The organism is Actinoalloteichus hoggarensis (assembly GCF_002234535.1).
Classification (GTDB): Bacteria; Actinomycetota; Actinomycetes; order Mycobacteriales; family Pseudonocardiaceae; genus Actinoalloteichus_A; species Actinoalloteichus_A hoggarensis.
This window is the reverse complement of the sequence record NZ_CP022521.1, coordinates 3,234,970-3,251,671: the sequence shown is the minus strand read 5'-3', so window position 1 is coordinate 3,251,671 and position 16,702 is coordinate 3,234,970. Positions and strand designations below refer to the sequence as shown.

At 71.6% G+C, this 16,702-nt stretch carries 14 protein-coding genes; 9 read left to right on the top strand and 5 right to left on the bottom strand.

Going from position 1 to position 16,702, the window contains the following annotated elements:
* Window positions 1-107: 107 nt before the first annotated feature.
* Window positions 108-908 (bottom strand): VOC family protein, encoded by an 801-nt coding sequence (locus tag AHOG_RS14325; RefSeq protein WP_093941801.1) that lies wholly within the window; start codon window positions 906-908, stop codon window positions 108-110.
* A gap of 52 nt (window positions 909-960) precedes the next feature.
* Window positions 961-1,371 (bottom strand): VOC family protein, encoded by a 411-nt coding sequence (locus AHOG_RS14320; protein ID WP_093944461.1) that lies wholly within the window; start codon window positions 1,369-1,371, stop codon window positions 961-963.
* Window positions 1,372-1,534: 163 nt separating this feature from the next.
* Here AHOG_RS14320 and AHOG_RS14315 point away from each other — a divergent pair, with 163 nt between their 5' ends.
* The 4 genes from AHOG_RS14315 to AHOG_RS14300 all read left to right on the top strand — a co-directional run bounded on the left by AHOG_RS14315 (window position 1,535) and on the right by AHOG_RS14300 (window position 5,404).
* The gene (locus AHOG_RS14315) at window positions 1,535-1,969 is read left to right on the top strand and encodes a DUF1801 domain-containing protein (protein ID WP_093941800.1); all 435 of its coding nucleotides are present in this window, start codon (window positions 1,535-1,537) and stop codon (window positions 1,967-1,969) included.
* A 246-nt stretch (window positions 1,970-2,215) separates the two neighbouring features.
* Entirely contained in the window at window positions 2,216-3,418 is a 1,203-nt protein-coding gene (locus AHOG_RS14310; RefSeq protein ID WP_093941799.1) for an epoxide hydrolase family protein, read from the top strand.
* Window positions 3,419-3,710: 292 nt separating this feature from the next.
* Window positions 3,711-4,061: a YciI family protein gene (locus AHOG_RS14305; RefSeq protein WP_093941798.1), complete on the top strand. Its 351-nt coding sequence runs from the start codon at window positions 3,711-3,713 to the stop codon at window positions 4,059-4,061.
* A gap of 5 nt (window positions 4,062-4,066) precedes the next feature.
* Window positions 4,067-5,404 carry an RNA polymerase sigma factor gene (locus AHOG_RS14300; RefSeq protein WP_093941797.1) on the top strand — a complete coding sequence of 446 codons (1,338 nt, stop codon included), beginning with the start codon at window positions 4,067-4,069 and terminating at the stop codon, window positions 5,402-5,404.
* A gap of 543 nt (window positions 5,405-5,947) precedes the next feature.
* On the opposite strand, the gene AHOG_RS14295 is transcribed toward AHOG_RS14300, so the two are convergent.
* Window positions 5,948-6,796 (bottom strand): LysR family transcriptional regulator, encoded by an 849-nt coding sequence (locus AHOG_RS14295; protein ID WP_093941796.1) that lies wholly within the window; start codon window positions 6,794-6,796, stop codon window positions 5,948-5,950.
* Between the two features lie 147 nt (window positions 6,797-6,943).
* Here AHOG_RS14295 and AHOG_RS14290 point away from each other — a divergent pair, with 147 nt between their 5' ends.
* Window positions 6,944-7,681, top strand: a complete 738-nt coding sequence (locus AHOG_RS14290) for an NADPH-dependent F420 reductase (RefSeq protein ID WP_093941795.1) — start codon at window positions 6,944-6,946, stop codon at window positions 7,679-7,681.
* Between the two features lie 102 nt (window positions 7,682-7,783).
* On the opposite strand, the gene AHOG_RS14285 is transcribed toward AHOG_RS14290, so the two are convergent.
* Window positions 7,784-8,341 (bottom strand): TetR/AcrR family transcriptional regulator, encoded by a 558-nt coding sequence (locus AHOG_RS14285; RefSeq protein WP_093941794.1) that lies wholly within the window; start codon window positions 8,339-8,341, stop codon window positions 7,784-7,786.
* 84 nt (window positions 8,342-8,425) lie between these two features.
* On the opposite strand from AHOG_RS14285, the gene AHOG_RS14280 reads away from it, so the two are divergent.
* Window positions 8,426-9,157 (top strand): MBL fold metallo-hydrolase, encoded by a 732-nt coding sequence (locus tag AHOG_RS14280; RefSeq protein ID WP_093944460.1) that lies wholly within the window; start codon window positions 8,426-8,428, stop codon window positions 9,155-9,157.
* Between the two features lie 241 nt (window positions 9,158-9,398).
* On the opposite strand, the gene AHOG_RS14275 is transcribed toward AHOG_RS14280, so the two are convergent.
* Window positions 9,399-10,889 (bottom strand): carboxylesterase/lipase family protein, encoded by a 1,491-nt coding sequence (locus AHOG_RS14275; RefSeq protein ID WP_093941793.1) that lies wholly within the window; start codon window positions 10,887-10,889, stop codon window positions 9,399-9,401.
* 43 nt (window positions 10,890-10,932) lie between these two features.
* On the opposite strand from AHOG_RS14275, the gene AHOG_RS14270 reads away from it, so the two are divergent.
* The 3 genes from AHOG_RS14270 (at window position 10,933) to AHOG_RS14260 (ending at window position 16,299) form a co-directional block, all read left to right on the top strand.
* The gene (locus tag AHOG_RS14270) at window positions 10,933-11,574 is read left to right on the top strand and encodes a TetR/AcrR family transcriptional regulator (RefSeq protein ID WP_245856785.1); all 642 of its coding nucleotides are present in this window, start codon (window positions 10,933-10,935) and stop codon (window positions 11,572-11,574) included.
* Between the two features lie 1,167 nt (window positions 11,575-12,741).
* Complete coding sequence (locus AHOG_RS14265) at window positions 12,742-15,417, top strand: helix-turn-helix transcriptional regulator (RefSeq protein WP_093941791.1); 2,676 nt, start codon at window positions 12,742-12,744, stop codon at window positions 15,415-15,417.
* A 3-nt stretch (window positions 15,418-15,420) separates the two neighbouring features.
* Window positions 15,421-16,299: an alpha/beta fold hydrolase gene (locus AHOG_RS14260; protein WP_093941790.1), complete on the top strand. Its 879-nt coding sequence runs from the start codon at window positions 15,421-15,423 to the stop codon at window positions 16,297-16,299.
* The last annotated feature ends 403 nt before the right edge of the window (window positions 16,300-16,702 follow it).

Below are 16,702 nucleotides of genomic sequence, written 5' to 3'. Positions count from 1 at the left end.
TCCGTCGTTCTCGCGGAACGCACCCATGTCGGGTGATCGCCGCCGTCGACAAGACGGCCGTCCCGCGACCGCGCCCCGAGCGCGGCCGAGCCGTCGCGGCCCCCGGATCAGACCGAGGCGACGACTTTCCAGTGGTGGCCGTCGGGGTCGGCGAACAGCCCGACGTAGGCGCCGTCGTCGGTGCGCCTCGCGGGCGCGGTGACCCGGCCGCCCGCGGCCGCCGCCGCGGCGAGCAGCCGGTCGACCTCGGTCGGCGACGCCGCGAGGTGGGTGAGGACGAGCGCGGCGAACCCGTCACCCGCCTCGGACACCCCGGCGTCCTTGGCCAACGGCTTACGCGGCAGCAGCCCCAGCCTGCACACGCCCTCGGCGATGGTGAAGTCGATGAACTTGTCGCCGTAGTCGTGGTCGGCGCTCATGCCGAGCGCCTCGTAGAACACCGTGGACGCCTTCGGACTGGCGACGCCGAGGATGACGGCGGTCTCGGTCGGCCGCGGCGGGTCCGGGACGGGGTCGGGATTCCTCTTCGACGAGGCCGCCAGCTTCCAGACGGCGCCGTCCGGGGCTCGATGCACGGCGGTGAACTCGCCGAAGAACTCCTTCTTCGCCTGCTTGACCACCGTCGCCCCCTGCGCCGCCGCTGTCCCCAGCAGCGCCTCGACCTCGGCGGGCGACTCGACGGCGACGGACAGGACGTAACCCCGGAAACCCGAGGTCGCCGGGTCGACGGCGACCTCGGCGGCCAGCTCGTCGATCGGATGCAGCGTGAGCCTGCCCGCGCCGTGCAACCGCAGGCGGACGGACTGGTCGTCGTCGGCGACCGGGGCGGCGAACGCGGTGGCGTAGAAGTCGCGAGCCGCGGCGAGCCGCGGTACGCCGAGAGCGATGATGTCGAGAGAGAGTGCCATCGGAAGGATCCGCCGTGTCGTGGCGGGAGGCCGCTCGGCCGGAACTGCTCGTTCAGGCGAGCTGATCGATGCGGAGCAGGTTGCCCGCGGGATCACGGAAGGCGCAGTCACGAATGCCGTAACCCTGGTCGGCGGGTTCCTGGACGACGTCTGCTCCGGCGGCCTGGAGGCGGTCGAAGAGGCCGTCGAGGTTACCGGTGGCCAGCGTGACCGAGGCATGGACGCCCTTGGCGATGAGCTCGACGATGGTGCGTCGCTCCGCCTCGGTGATGCCGGGGTCCACGGCAGGCGGATGCAGCACGATGGACGTGCCCTCCTCACCGACCGGTCCGACGGTGATCCAGCGCATGCCGTCGTAGCCGACGTCGTCGCGGACCTCGAAACCCAGCACGTCGCGGTAGAAGCCGATCGCGGCCTCAGCGTCGGTGTGCGGGAGGAAGACGTGATGAATGGTGACGTTCACGATCAGCACGCTAGGCAGTGGCACCCGCCACGGGCTTCTCGATTCCTGACCGGTCTCGCGTCGCCACCGCCGACGTCGGTCAGGAATCGAGAAGCGCCGACGCCCGAAGTACTCCTAACGTCGACGGCACTACACCTCCGATCGCGAGCAGGGAGCGACAGCGATGAGCACCAACGGCTTCTCCGAGGAAGAACGCGCCGCCATGCGGGAGCGCGCCGCCGAACTGAAGACGGAGGCGAGTCGCGGACGTGGCGGCAAGGCGGCCGCCGAGGAACTCGACGTACTGTCGAAGATCGCGGAGATGGCGATGCCCGACCGTGCCGCCGCCGAACGCATCCACGCCATCGTCACCACCAACGCGCCCGAGCTGGGTCCGAAGCTGTGGTACGGCCAGCCCGCCTATGCGCGCAAGGGGAAGGTCGTGTGCTTCTTCCGCAGCGGAGACGTCGACAAGGAGCGCTACTCGACCTTCGGCTTCACTCCGGAGGCGCGGCTCGACGGCGGCGACGGTCTGTGGCCCACCTCCTACGCGGTGACCGAGCTGAGCGACGCCGCCGAGAAGACGATCACCGAGCTGGTCCGGCGGGCGGTGGGCTGACGCGGCTCGAACGGTTCGGAATGCCGTGTCGTCGGCGCGTATCCGGGGTCGGGACGCCGGGCCCGGCGACCGCGTGATCGGTCGCGGCGTCCGCACGGCGTCGAGCCGGTACGTATAGGACGGGAACGGACCTATACGGCCGTTAGCGTCTCGCCGGCGCTGACCCTCAGCGCACCGGGAGCCGAGAACGACACCGCTCGTCCTGGCTCCCGGCCGGGCCGCCCGCCGACGAGACGAGACCGACGCATGAGTGCCGAGATCCGCCCGTTCCACATCGACGTCCCCGAAGCCGACCTCGCCGACCTGCGTGATCGGCTGACCAGAACACGCTGGCCGGCCCGCCTGCCCGGCGCCGAGTGGAGCCGGGGGATTCCGGTCGATCACCTCCGCGAACTGGCCGAGCACTGGCGCACCGACTACGACTGGCGTCGGCACGAGGCGGAGCTGAACCGCTTCCCACAGTTCCGCACCGAGATCGACGGACAGGAGGTGCACTTCCTCCACGTGGTCTCGCCGGAACCCGACGCGCTGCCGGTGATCCTCACGCACAGCTGGCCGAACTCGGTCGCCGAGTTCCTGACGATCCTCGGACCCCTCACCGACCCCCGCGCCCACGGCGGCGACCCCGCGCGGGCAGTCACCGTGGTGGCGCCGTCCCTGCCCGGCTTCGCCTTCTCCCCCTTCCCCGAACCGGCCGACGACGAACCCTGGAGCGCCGCCCGTGTCGCCCGCGCCTGGTCGGCGCTGATGAGCCGACTGGGCTACCGCCGTTACGGTGCCCACGGCAACGACGTCGGCGCGCTGGTCTCGGCGGAACTGGCGCTCGCCGACCCGGAGCACCTGATCGGCGTTCACCTGACCGGCGGCCTCGGCATGCCCACCGGCGATTCCGCCGAGATCGAGGAACTCACCGAGGAGGAACGCGACCAGATCGCCTGGCTCGGTGACCTGTTCGGCGAGACGGGCAGCGGCTACGCGCGTTATCTGGCGCGTCGCCCGCAGACCCTCGCCTACGGACTCCACGACTCCCCGGCCGCCCAGCTCGCCTACCTCCTCGAACGGTTCACCGAGTTCGACGGCTGGCCTGCCGAGGGCACCACCCCGGTCGCCTGTCTCGACCGCGATCAGTTCCTCACCACCGTGAGTCTGTACTGGTTCACCGGCACCGCGGCGTCCTCGGCATGGACCTACTTCGAGGACGCCGCCGGGATGCCGATCGATCAGACCGTCGTCCCGACCGGCGTGTCCCACGGTGGGCCCACGGCCTTCCGGCGGATCGCCGAACGCGGCAACACCATCGTCCGCTGGTCGAATCACACCAGCCCCAGTCACATGGTCGCCATGGCCGACCCCGAGAACCTGGTGGCCGACCTCCGGCAGTTCTTCGGCGGCCTGCGCGCCGGGGGGCCGGCCGGCGCGGGGGGTGCGGCGTGCCCGAGCGGCGGTTGACCGAACTCGACACCGCCACGACAGCACGGCGCCCCGCCCGCCGACTGCCTCGCCGAGATCCGCGTCGCGGCCGTCATGACCGCCCGCGCCGACCCGCCACGACGGGCAGTCCACCGACCAGGCACGATGACGGCTGGGGCGCTCTGGCGCGGAGGGGCGGCCCGGCCCGTCGCCGCCGGTTCGACCACGGCGGCGAAAAAATTCTGGAGACCTCGGTCGATATGACGATCCCCCGTCCGTCGTCATCCAGTACGGCGGCCCCGCCGTGCCAGACCACGACAGGAGACAGATCGTGAAGTACATGCTGTTGATCTACGCGGCCTCGGTCGACGCGGCCAGCCAGTGCACGCCGCAGGACTGGATCGAGCACGAGAAGGCGATGCGCGACGCCGGCGTCCTGGTCGGCGGTCACTCGCTCGCGGACCTGACCACCGCCACGACGGTCCGGGTCGACGCCGCGGGCGAGCGCAACGTCACCGACGGACCGTTCGCCGAGACCCGGGAGGTCCTCGGCGGGTACGAGGTCATCGACGTGCCGAACCTGGACGTCGCCCTCGACTGGGCGGCCCGCTGTCCCGGCTCGCGGGGCGGCGGCTCCGTCGTGGTTCGGCCGATCGCCGACTTCGGCGACAGCACCGACTGACGGCGATGGGCGAGAGCGACGCAGCAGCCGAAGGCCTGCGCGACGGGCGACCCTCGACGTGCCCGGACAGTGCCTCACCCTCGGCGGCCACCTCGATCGAGGCGGTGTTCCGCGAGGAACGCGGCAGGCTGCTCGCCGCTCTCGTCCACCGCTTCGGCGATCTCGACCTGGCCGAAGAGGTCGCCTCCGAGGCCGTCGAGGCGGCGCTGGTGCACTGGCCGGCCGACGGAGTGCCCCGCAGGCCGGGAGCGTGGCTGCTCACGACGGCGCGCCGCAAGGCCGTCGACCGACTGCGGCGAGACACCGCCTACGCCGCCAGGCTCGCGGTCCTACAGGTGGAGGCGGACCGAGCCGACCCGTCGCCGCCTGCGGACGCCGACGGCGACCTTCCGGACGAGCGGTTGCAGCTCTTCTTCACCTGCGCCCATCCGGCGCTGTCCGCCGAGGATCGTGGAGCCCTGACCCTGCGGTGTCTGGCGGGTCTCACTACGCCTGAGGTCGCGCGGGCTTTCCTGATCCCGACGGCCACGATGGCCCAGCGGATCGTGCGTGTGAAGCGGAAGATCCGGCAGGCCCGCATCCCCTTCCGGGTACCGGGTCCCGACGAACTGCCGGACCGCCTGCCCGGCGTGCTCCAGGTCCTCTACTCCCTCTACACCGAGGGCTATGCCGCCAGCTCGGGCCCGAACCTACAGCGTCTCGACGTCGCCGAGGAAGCGCTCCGACTGACCCGCATCCTGTATCGCCTGCTCCCGGCCGAACGGGAGATCGCCGGACTCCTCGCGCTGCTGTTGTCGACGCATGCGCGGCGCGACGCCCGCACCGGCCTCGACGGGGAGATTCGGCTGCTTGATGAGCAGGACCGCTCCCGCTGGGACCGGACGATGATCGAGGAGGGGCGGGAACTGGCGGTCACCGCGCTGACCGGCGGCCCGCCGGGACCGTACGGCGTGCAGGCCGCGATCGCCGCCCTGCACGTCGAGGCCCAGGATGTCGACTGCACCGACTGGCCGCAGATCGTCGCCCTCTACGACGTCCTGCTTCGACTGACGCCGTCCCCGGTCGTGGCCGTGAACCGGGCGGTGGCGGTGGCCATGCGCGACGGCCCCGAGGCCGGCCTGCGGCTGCTCGCCGCGCTGGCGGACGAACCTCGACTGCGCGGCTACGGCCCGTACCCGACCGCCCGAGGCGACCTGCTGCGCAGACTCGATCGGTGCGACGAAGCCGCATCGGCGTACCGGGAAGCGCTCGAACTGGCACACACCGAACCAGAGCGGGCGCACCTGCGCCGCAGGCTGGCCTCGGTCCGACGAGGCTGTTCGACGGAATCGCCGGAGCTCTGACGGGGCGTGGTCACCGGCATGCCAGCGAGCTGACTGTCATCGTCGTCCTCGTCTGACGGGCCGAGCGCGATCACCGACGACGCGCCGGCCGACCTTCGTCATCGGATTCCGTGCCGCACGATGACCCTCCTCGCCGTGGGAGACCAGGTGATCGGCTGACCCCGTGGGCTTCTCGTTCCCGTGGCCGCCCTACGCGGTCCTGCCCCGTGACTTCGACCTGAGCGAACGGGCCGTCGACTGAACAGAAACCGGCCTTGGCGATGAGGCGTCGCGGCGTGGGCCGGGGCCGGGGACCAGGTCGGTGTGCCGCCGGGGCGGCTGCGGACGCCTCTCCGATGGGGAGACAGACGAGGGCCTGCCGTACCGCGCAGCCTCGGGCGCGACGCACTGTCGCGACGTCCGTGATCGGCTGGTTGCCCGAGTACAGGCGGTCGGCCGCGCCGTCCGGCAGCAGTACCCAGGCGGCGGCCAGACCTCAGACCGGATCTCCCACGCAGAGGTCGCCGAAATCGATCCGTGCGTGCAGGGGACGGCAGCCGCTGGTCACTCCGCGAACGCCGCCACATACGACGCCACGCAGGACTCGGGGGTGGCCAGCGAGGTGACGACGTGGCCGTCGACGGTCAGCGGGGGGTCGAGGGGTACTTGGCGCAGGCGTTCGGAATGCGAACCGCCGAGCTGCTCCGCAGCCGCCAGCGTCCAGCCTTCCGGGTCCCGACCCACCTCGAACAGCACCTGGAGCAGGTCCCCGGCGGGCGGCCTCAGCGGGGCCACCGGCAGGGCGGCCAGGATCGCGTCGTACATCGGAGGGTCGCTGTCGCGGACGGGAAGCCGCAGGCCGCGCGGATCGAGGTCGTGCAGTCTCACCGCGGGCTCACAGGCGGCGGGATGGTCGCGGACGAGCACCGCGTGCAGCGGCTCCGACCAGGCACGAGCCACGGTCACCGATGTCGATGCGACCGCGCCCCGGACCAGTGCCAGGTCAAGCTCGCCGTCGCGAACGGCGTCCAGGCGCGCGGTCACCGGGAGATCGATTAGTTCCGGCTGGGTGGGGCGTTCGCTGTCACACAGGCGGGTCATCGCCTCGTCGAGTCGTCGGGTCACGCAGGACGCCACCCCGATCCGGAGAGCAGCGGCCGGTTCTCCGGCGACCACTCGCACCCGCGCTGCCGAAGCAAGGGTCTCCCGGGCCGCCAACAGCACCCGATCGCCCGCCGAGGTGAGTCGCACTCGTCGTGAGGTGCGGTCAAGCAGACGTACGCCCAGTTCGCGTTCGAGCCGGGCGATCTGCTGGCTGACCGCGGGCTGCACGATACGGAGCCGTTGCGCCGCACGCCCGAAGTGCAGCTCCTCGGCGACGGTCACGAAGTACTGCAACGCCCTCAGTTCCATTCTTCTGATCTATCACACGATGTGATCGCTTCCGGGTGGTTCTGAGCATTGTTCGTGCAGATCACCCCGGCTGGAATGGGGGACGAACCCGCCGCAGCGTTCCGACCGTCGGACGCCGCGATGCGGTGATACTCGAATGGAGAAGAAGTGAGCACGACAACCCTCGGCATCATCGGCACCGGCATGGTCGGCGTCGGTGTCGCGCGCCGCGCCGTCGACGCAGGACTGGCCGTCGTCCTGAGCAACTCACGCGGCCCGGCGACGTTGGCCGACCTCGTCGCCGACCTCGGCGAGCGGGCTCGCGCGGCGACCCCGGCCGAGGCGGCGGAGGCGGGAGACCTGGTCCTGGCGTCTGTGCCGTTGGCCGCTCACGAACGGCTGCCTCGGGCCGAACTGGCGGGCAAGACCGTGATCGATCCCATGAACTACGCTCCGAAGCCGGAGTGGAGGGTCCCCGAACTCGACGACGACGAGCTGACGTCCAGCGAACTGGTGCAGCGCCATCTCGCTCAATCCCGTGTGGTCAAGGCATTGCACTCCATCGGTCCCAAGCAGCTGTTGAACCTGTTCCGGCCGGCCGGAGCTCCCGACCGGACGGCGGTGCCGCTGTCCGGGGACGATCCGGCCGCCAAGAGCGAGGTGGCCGAGTTTCTCGACATCCTCGGTTTCGACACGGTCGACCTCGGCAGCCTGGCCGACAGTTGGCTGAGCGGACCCAACACCCCGCTGTACGCCCTCCCGTACACGGGACAGCCGCCTGCCGGCCTTACTCCCATGGAGTTCGTGGCCTGGGTTCAACAGTCTCCCGGTGTGCCCGCCTCCGCTGCCCGGGTCAGGGAACTCGCAGCCGCCACCGTGCGCGGCCCGGCGGGCTTCCAGCTGTAGCCATGGTCCGCGGCCCGCCATCGAAGAGGCGGCTGCGGATCGCGTCAGGTCGCCGGGTGCCGACTCTCGCGGGCGAGTCGGCGAGCCCGTCCCTGGCGGGCTTCATCGGGCGAGGGCGTCGGCAAGGCGGTCGACGCCGAATTCATACGCGCTCTCGACGTCGCCGCCCAGATTGAACGCACCGGCCAGCTCCATGCTGATGAAGCCGTGCGTCCAGGCCGTGATGGTGCGTGCGGCTTCGAGGGCGTGCTCGGGGCCGGCGAGGACGGCGGCCAGGTTCAGTACCGGGGCCGCCGCCTCGGCCAACAGCGCGGGGTCCGGCCGGGCCGCGGCGGAGGCGTTCGTGAAGACCAGGTGATAGCCGTGCGGGCGGGCATGGGCGAAGGCGCGGATCGTGCGGGCGAGATCACCGAGCACTCGTCGGGGGTCGCCGGTGGCATCGATCGCGTGCAGTTCCTCGCTCAGATCGCGGATGGTGGCCTCGGTGGCAAGTCGAAGCAGGTCGTCGCGGTTGCGAACTCGCTTGTACAGGGAGGGGGCCCGCACACCGACGCGCTCGGCCACGGCTTGCATCGTCAGGTGGGCGGGTCCGTGTCGCTCCAGGATGTCGCGGGCGACCGTGACGATCTCCTCCTGAGACGTCCGTCTGGGTGTCGGCACGAGTCTCCTCTCATAGCTATGTATCCTAGCCATGATGGCTATCGAACGTAGCCATGTTAGCGGTTCATGAAGGAGGAGCACGCCATGAGGCTCGATGAGGGGCTGCACCGCATCGGCAACGACATCGTCGCGGCGTACCTGGTCGTGACCGAAGACGGCGTGACCGTCGTGGACGCCGGACTGGCCGGGCACTGGCGGGAGTTGACCGCGGAACTCGCGGGGCTGGGCCGCTCTCTCCGCGACGTCCGCGGCGTCGTGCTGACCCACGGCGACACCGACCACCTGGGTTTCGCCGAACGCCTCCGCCGCGAGCACGACGTACCGATCTACGTCCACCACGCCGATGCCGCCCGCGCCCGCGGCGAGGTGACGAGCCGACCGGTCTGGAGTGGTGCCCGGATCGGCCCCATGGCCCGCTTCCTCTGGTACGCCGCAGGCAAAGGCGGCCTGCGGACCGACCATCCGCGCGAGGTCGTGGAGTTCGACGACGGCGACGTCCTCGAACTGCCCGGCGCTCCTCGCGTTCTCGGCCTGCCCGGACACTCACCGGGCAGCGTCGCCGTCCAGGTGCCCGCGGTCGACGCGCTCTTCGTCGGCGACGCACTCACCACACGGCATGTGCTGACCGGCCGGAGCGGCCCGCAGGCCGCTCCGTTCACCGACGATCCGACACAGGCGCTGCACTCGCTCGACCGCCTTGCCGAGGTCAGGGCGAAGTGGGTGCTTCCAGGCCATGGCGCGCCCTGGTCCGGAGGTGTCCAGGAGGCCGTCCGGCAGGTGAGGGAGTCGGCGGGGCGACCGCCCCGAACGGCCTGAGGCAGTCGATCGGACAGCGCGTCGACGGCCGCGCTTTCGAACAGCAGACGGACATGGCGTTCGCGAGGCAGCCGTGGAGCCGTACATCCCCTGGCGCGGCGGCGTCGGCACCGGCCGGCCCGCGTGCCGTCGATCGCGCGCGGCGTTGTGCCGCGGCATGGTCGAGATGCCGGCGGCTTCCTGTCCCCCTGCCTCCTACACCGCCGTCGTCGGCGGCACGGCCTGGGGCGGTTCACCTACGTCACGAGAGATCGAAGGGGGCGGGGGAGCGGCCTTCCCAGATCCGACGGGATGCCTGTTCGGGGTAGGGCAAAGTCTTCGACTCGGCGTCCAGGACGCGGGTGAGGTGCCCACCGGGCCGGTGGGCGGGCCAGCCCGCGTCGCCGGTGGTGACGAAGCGGACCCAGGCCTCGTGGAGTTCACGGGAGAGCGCGACGGCCTCGGAAGTGGGATCCTCGCCGATGAGCTGGGTGCCGACGGGACTGTCCAGCGTGCCGAACGCCAAGGGCACGTCGAGGCTGTGGCAGGCGCCCAGGATGCCGCCGAGGACCGGGGCGACCCAGCACAGTTCGAACAGGTACGAGGTGCCGCCTGCTACGGCGTTCGCCTCGGCCAGCTTCTGCGACGGCATGCGGAAGAGGGCGTCGGAGTACACCGTCTCCACCAGCTCCTCCGGGCCTGCCTGCGGAAACGCGGCACGGTAGGCCCGCGCGCCGTCCGGTCGCGGGGCGTGCAGTTCCAGGGCTGCGCGGGCGTCCTCCTCGGTGAAGGTGCCGTATCGCCCGCTCATGACGCTGAAGTACCGGAATTCGTCCCGGGTGTGGCCGACGAGCAGTTCGGTCCCGCTCGCACGCCCGCCGGTCAGCGCGGGCCAGGGCGTTTCCGGGAGGACCTCGCCGTCGACGACGGGGCACAGCGCGGTGCCGGTATCCGTGAGCCGTCCCCAGCTCTCCCGGTGCGCGTGAAGGCCCGCGTTGAAGGAGGTGAGCTCGGCGGCCAGGCGCCATGGGTCGATGTCGCGCAGGGCTTCGGCGGTGGGGGCCGCCGCGCCGAGCCGATCCGCGAACGCGGCGGTGACCTGCCGCGCCAGCGCGGGGGTGCTGTGCAGCCCCGGTACCGAATGGGCGATGGCCCGCCGGAACAGCCCGCGCGCGGACGTCATCGTCAGCAGGGCGGCGACCGAGCCCGCCCCGGCGGACACCCCGCCCACGGTGACCTTGCCGGGGTCGCCCCCGAAGGCGGCGATGTTGCGCTGCACCCACTCCAGCGCCGCGATCTGGTCGAGCAGTCCGCGGTTGGGCGGCGCGTCGTCGAGGAAGGCGAATCCCTCCGCGCCCACGCGGCAGTTGACGGTCACCACGACGACTCCCGCCTCAGCCAGCGCTGCCGGGTCGTACATCGGGTCGCTCGACGCCGCCGAGAGGTAGCCGCCCACGGGGATCCACACCAGCACCGGCAGGCCCGCCGCGCCGGGGTCCGGGGTGCCGACGTTGAGGGTCAGCCAGTCGGTGCCCTGCGGGGGCACGTCGATCGGCAGGGACAGCGGCACCACGGGGCCGAACTCGATCGCCTGCCTCGTCCCCTCCCAGCGGTGCGGCGGCGCGGGCGCGGCGAAGCGGAGCGCTCCGACCGGGGGCCGGGCGTAGGGGATGCCGCGGAACACCGCGTGCCCGTGCCGCCTGCGCCCCTGCACCAGGCCTTCCGTGGTCCGTACCTTCGGCTGCTCGGACATGACGGCTTCCTTCCCTCGCGTGGACCGCAGGATTATGGGTCAGATGTATTATGTCAACCGTATTGGAACAAGGGGAGGGTCGGCGATGCCGAAACAGGTGGATCACCGCCGACGCCGCGAAGCGATCGCCCGCGCACTGTGGCGGGTGGTGGAGCAGCGCGGCGTCACACAGCTGACGATGCGCGTGGTGGCGCAGGAGGCGGGCATGTCACTCGGGCAGCTGCAGCACTACTTCGCCTCCCGGACCGCCATGCTCTCCTTCGCCATGGACTTCGCGTCCGAGCAGACCTCGGTGCGCATACACCAGGGGCTGGCCGAGCTCGGCAACCGTCCGCACCCCCGTGCCGTGCTGCGACTGACGCTCGCGGAGATGCTCCCGCTGCATGCCGATGCCCGGGCGACGAGCCGGATGAGCGCCGCCTACGTCCTGGAGGCGCTGCACGATGAGGCCGTGCGCGAGCAGGCGCGCCGCGGCCTTGCCCAAGGGCGGGCCCTGGTCGAGCGGCTGGTCCACCAGGCGATCGCCGACGGACACATCGACTCCGGCCGTGACCCGGCGATCGAGACCAACCTGCTCCTCGCGCTCACCGGCTTCACCTCCCTGATCGAACTCGACGTGATCGAGACCCAGGACGCGCTCGCCGCGATCGACGTGCATCTGGACCGGCTGTTCCGGAGTACGTGACCCTGCCTGGGCGCGGGGCGGGTGAGACGAGATCAGCCCTGGTCCGGCCGCTGCCCGGCCTGGCGCCATCTGACCGCCGACCTTCCGTCTCGGCACCGCGCCCGGAAGCGACGGTCCCGTCCGCGTCCTGGTCATCCGCGCCCTGAGTGGCCGCGCCGACGCCCGCCGTGCCGAACCCACCTGCACCGTGGCGGTCAACCGCCGACTGGCCCGCACCCGGCGGCTCCAGATCGGCGCGGCCCCTGATCGGTGCGCCGAACCGATGCTCAGCCGCTCGCTGCATCGTCTTCGAGATCGTCTCCCTGGCGCCCGAATCCGGTCCGGTCCACCTGAAGGCCTTTCTCCGCCTTCGCGTCGGCCGTCGACGCTGACCAGCGCCTTGGTTTCGTCAGAGTTTCGTCATGTCTAGTAGTCGCCGGGGCATCCCGGTACCCCTCGATATCGCGCCGAAGGCCTTTCCCTGTGCCGATGTGCCGGCGATCGCGGCAGAGGTCCGTCGATGCCGCCCCGACACGAACTCGCCGAAGCGGCCGCATGACCGCGGCGACGGCCCGGTCTCGCGAGCCGCCCCTTCTCCGTGCGTCGCCCGCGCGCGAAAGCGTGTCGACCCGTCGCTCCTGTCGTCGACCTCTCTCCAGCGACGGGAGGCACGTCGACAGCAGAAGGCGGACCGATTTCCTGACTCCATTTCATTACGTTTGCTCCTAACGTTTCTAACGAAACATTAAGGGTCGAGAACGCCTGGTGATCACCCCGTCACTCATCCTGACCGCCGATAAGGTTCACTTATCGGTGGTCAGGATTTTCGGGTGTCGGGACGGGTCCGACCCGCGACGGACTGTCGACAGGACGGCCCGACGGGTGCGGGCCGGCGACGTGACTGAGGTCCGGCCGGCGACGGCTCGTGCGCCGTCCACCGACCCGCGCGTGGTCCGGACGACACCGGCGGCCGCACTCGGCGCCGCGCCGTCATGGGAGACGGTGAGAGCCGGCGGGCCGAGGCCGGAGGGAGATCGCTGCCGCGCTACGGCCCGCGGGAAGGTCGCGGAAGCCGGGGAGTCCCGTGGTCTCACACCCCGCCGTCGAGCGCAGAGTGCGGGTCCGGCTCCCACTGACGGTCCGTCCGCCGAGCGCGCCGGTATGGCAGCCCCTTTACAGTGGTCCTCCGTGCTCTATGGAAGGTCTACGGAGGTCAGCGCCCTCGACGAAGTGATCGCACGGGCCCGCCGAGGCTACGGCGGGGCGGTGGTGCTTCGCGGTGAGGCAGGCGCGGGCAAGACCGCCCTGCTCGACGCGGTGGTCGAGCGGGCCGAGTCGACGAGGGTGTTGCGAGCCTGCGGCGTCGAGTCCGAGTCGGACCTGGCGTTCGCGGCGCTGCACCAGTTGCTGCGGCCGGTGGCCGGTCTGCTGGACACGCTGCCCGGGCCGCAGCGTGACGCGGTGCGAGCGGCCTTGGGCCACGCCGCCCACGGCGTCGGCGACCGCTTCCTCCTCGGCGCGGGAGTGCTGTCGGCGCTGGTCGAGGCTGCGGGGCAGGAGGGCCTGATCTGTGTGGTCGACGACTTTCACTGGATCGACCGGGCCTCGGCCGACTCGCTGCTGTTCGCCGCCAGGCGACTGGGCACCGAGCGGATCGCGATGTTGCTCGCCGTCCGCGGCGACGCCGCTGTCACCGGCGTGCCGTCGACGGTGAACGTGCGGGGCCTGCGCGAGGACGCCGCGGCCGAGCTGCTCGAGTCACGACACGGGTCGATGATCGGCCCGGTGCGACGAGAAGTCATCACGCTGACCGGGGCCAACCCGCTGGCCCTGACCGAGATCGCCGCCCGGCTGACGCCCGCGCAGCTCGCAGGCCGCGACCCGCTGCCCGACCCCCTGCCCGGCGGCGCCCGACTCTTCGGCGACCGAGTGACCGGGTTGTCGGTTCCGGCCCGGCTGGTCGCCCTCCTGACCGCTGTCGAGAGCGACCTCAAAGTGGTCCTGAGTGCCGCCGAGCGGCTGGTGCCAGAGCCGTCTTCGGACGCGGTGACGGCAGCCTTCGCCGAACTGGAGGAGCGCGGGTTGATCCAGGCGTCGGGCACCGAAGTGCACTTCCGTCACCCGCTCATGCGATCCGCGGTTCACGAGGCCGCCGCCCCCGCCGAGATCCGCCGCATGCACGCCGCCGTGGCGGAGCTGACCACGGGCGACGGGAGAGCGTGGCACCTGGCCGGAGCCGCCCTGGGCCAAGCGGAGCCGGTCGCCGCGGCGCTGGCCGACGCCGCCGAACGGGCTCGTGACCGCGGCGGATACGGCGCCGCCGCCACCGCCCTGGCCAGAGCCGCCGATCTGACCCCCGATCCGCGCGACCGCGCCGTCCGACGTAAGGACGCCGCCGTGGCGGCGTGGCTCGCCGGCAGACCGGGGCAGGCCGAATCGCTGCTTGCCGAGGCACGTGAGGGGACACACGACGACGCTCTCGCGATGGAGATCGCCCGGCTGCGGGGCCGGTTCGAGTTGAACTCGGGCAACGCCGCAGAGGCCGTGCGGATACTGGCGGCGGGCGACGGCCTGGACATGCTGGCCGACGCCGTGGAGGCGGCCTCCTACGTCGGCGACACGGCGGCCATCGTGGAACTCGGCCGTCGGGCGGCGGCGCACCCGAAGGGATTCCTGCGGGACACGCTGGTGGGGATCGGCGCGACTCTGCACGGCGACGCCGCCGGGCCGCGTCTGCTGCGACGAGCACTGTCGCGGGCCGACGAGCAGGCGGATGCGACAGGCCACCTGTGGGCGACGGCCGCGGCCAGTGCCCTGGGCGAGTCGGATCTGGCGGCCGAGACGGCCGAGCGCGCCGGGCGCGTGGCGAGGGTGTCGGGGATGGCCGGGCAGCTGCCCGTCGTGCTGGCGTTCGTGGCGACCGGCGACCGCATCGCCGGACGGCTCGCGCGCAGCCAGGCCGTCTCGGAGGAGGGTCTGGCGTTGGCACGGGAGGCAGGCTACGAGAACACGGTGGCCGCGCACCTGGCCAATCTGGCGGTGCTGGCGGCGCTGCGCGGTGAGGGAGAACTCTGCGAACGGCAGGCCCGCGAGGCACTGGCCATCGCCCTGCCGCACCGGGTAGGGCTGCACGCCGGAGTGGCCGCGTACGCGCGGGGGATGCTCGAGTTGTGCCTGGGCCGCTACGGGTCGGCGTACGAACGTCTCCGAGCCGTCGCGGCGGCCGGGCCGGGCGCGGGGCACCCGACCGTCACGTGGCGAACCATGCCGGATCTTCTGGAGGCCGCGGTGGGCGCGGGCGACGCGGCCGGTGCCCGCGTGGCGTTCTCGGCCTACGAGCGATCCACCGAGCACGCCGCGACAGCCGAGTCCCGCGCGCTGCTGGCCCGCTGTCGAGGTCTGGCCGCATCGGCTGAGGAGGCGTTCGTCGAGGCGCTGCGGCTGCACACCAACCCGTTCGAGGCGGCCAGGACCGCGCTGCTGCTGGGTGAGCGTCTGCGTCGCACGCAGCGGCCCGGCCAGGCACGAGCGCACCTGCGGACGGCGTGGGAGGTCTTCGAGCAGGCGGGCGCTCTGCCGTGGGCGCGGCGCGCGCGGGACGAGCTGCGGGCGGCAGGCGAGAACGGCGACGCCCCGCCCCCCAGCGTGCTCGACGTGCTGACCCCGCAGGAACTGCGCATCGCGGGTCTGGTCGCCGACGGGTTGTCGAGCAGGCAGATCGCCGCCCGGCTGTTCCTGAGTCCACGCACGGTCGAGTACCACCTGTACAAGATCTACCCGAAGCTGGGCATCGGCTCCCGTACGGATCTGGCGCGGCTGGTAGTTCTACAGAAGGCGTCCGCAGCCGGAGGCGACATGCTGTGAGGCATGCGAGAGGTGACCATCTGGAGTGAAGAGTTCGGTGCCGAGAAGGACACGCCGATCCTGTTGATCATGGGGTCGATGTCACAGGGCGTCCTGTGGCCGGACGAGCTCGTCGGCCGGCTGACCGCCGGCGGCCGCCGAGTGATCCGATACGACCACCGTGACACCGGCAGGTCGGGCACCGTCGACTTCGCGACCGCGCCGTACACCTGGGAGGACATCAAGAACGACGTCTATCGCGTGTTAGCGGCCCACGGTCTGGACAGCGCTCACCTGGTGGGCCATTCGGCGGGCGGGCTGCTCGGCCAGTGCATCGCCGTGGAGGCGCCGGAGCGGGTGCGATCCCTGACCGTCATCGCCTCCTCGCCGCTGGGCGGTGGCGAGGGGCAGGTGCTCCTGCGAGCGCTGACGGGTCAGGAACAGCCCGAGGAGTCTCTGCCCGCGCCGAGGCCGGAGTTCGTGGAGTTCTTCCGCGCGCTGATGACCGCCCCGCCCGCGCAGGACCGCCGGGAGCTGATCGACAACATGATCGCCGAGCAGCGTGTGCTGCACGGCACCGGGCTGCCGTTCGACGAGGACGCCGCGCGTCGGCAGCAGGAACGTGTCTACGACCGGGCCGTCGACCTGTCGGCGGCGGCCAACCACCGGCTGGCCGCGGCGGCCGGCCCGGAGTTCGAGCCGGTGGGCGTGCTTCACCGGGTGCAGGCGCCGACGTTGGTCATCGAGGGCAGCCACGAGCCGGTCAAGCCGGGGCACGGTGCGATCATCGCCGAGCGTGTTCCGGGAGCGCGATTGAAGATCGTGGCGGGCATGGGGCACACGCTGCCGCTGGAGACTCATCAGGAGCTGGCCGAGGCGATCCTCGACCACACGGCCGAGTGAGCTCGGCGGAGTGAACTCGGCATGGCCCGCGCTCGGCGTCGCCTGCCTGAGGTCGCCTGTGTCGGGCCGCGGTCACCGGAGCCCCGGTACGAATCCGCGTCATGCGGCCGGCGGCGGAGCAGGGCTCCCGAAGTCGGTCCCACCGGCTCGCGCATGCCACGCACCCCGCCGCGCCGCGAGGGTCGCCGACGGAACAACCGATTCGCCCGCACCTCGGGGTTCGTGGACTCGGAAGTGCCGGACTGGTCACTCATCGATGTACGAGGCAGGAGATCCGCCTTTCGTGGCGTCTCGGGGCAGAGGGCCACAGCCACCGCGGTCGGCGAGGAAGCTCCGACGACGACACCTCCCAGTGGTGCGGGCGGGCTCAAGCGCCGCGGCGGCGTTCGGGCACGGCTTGGCG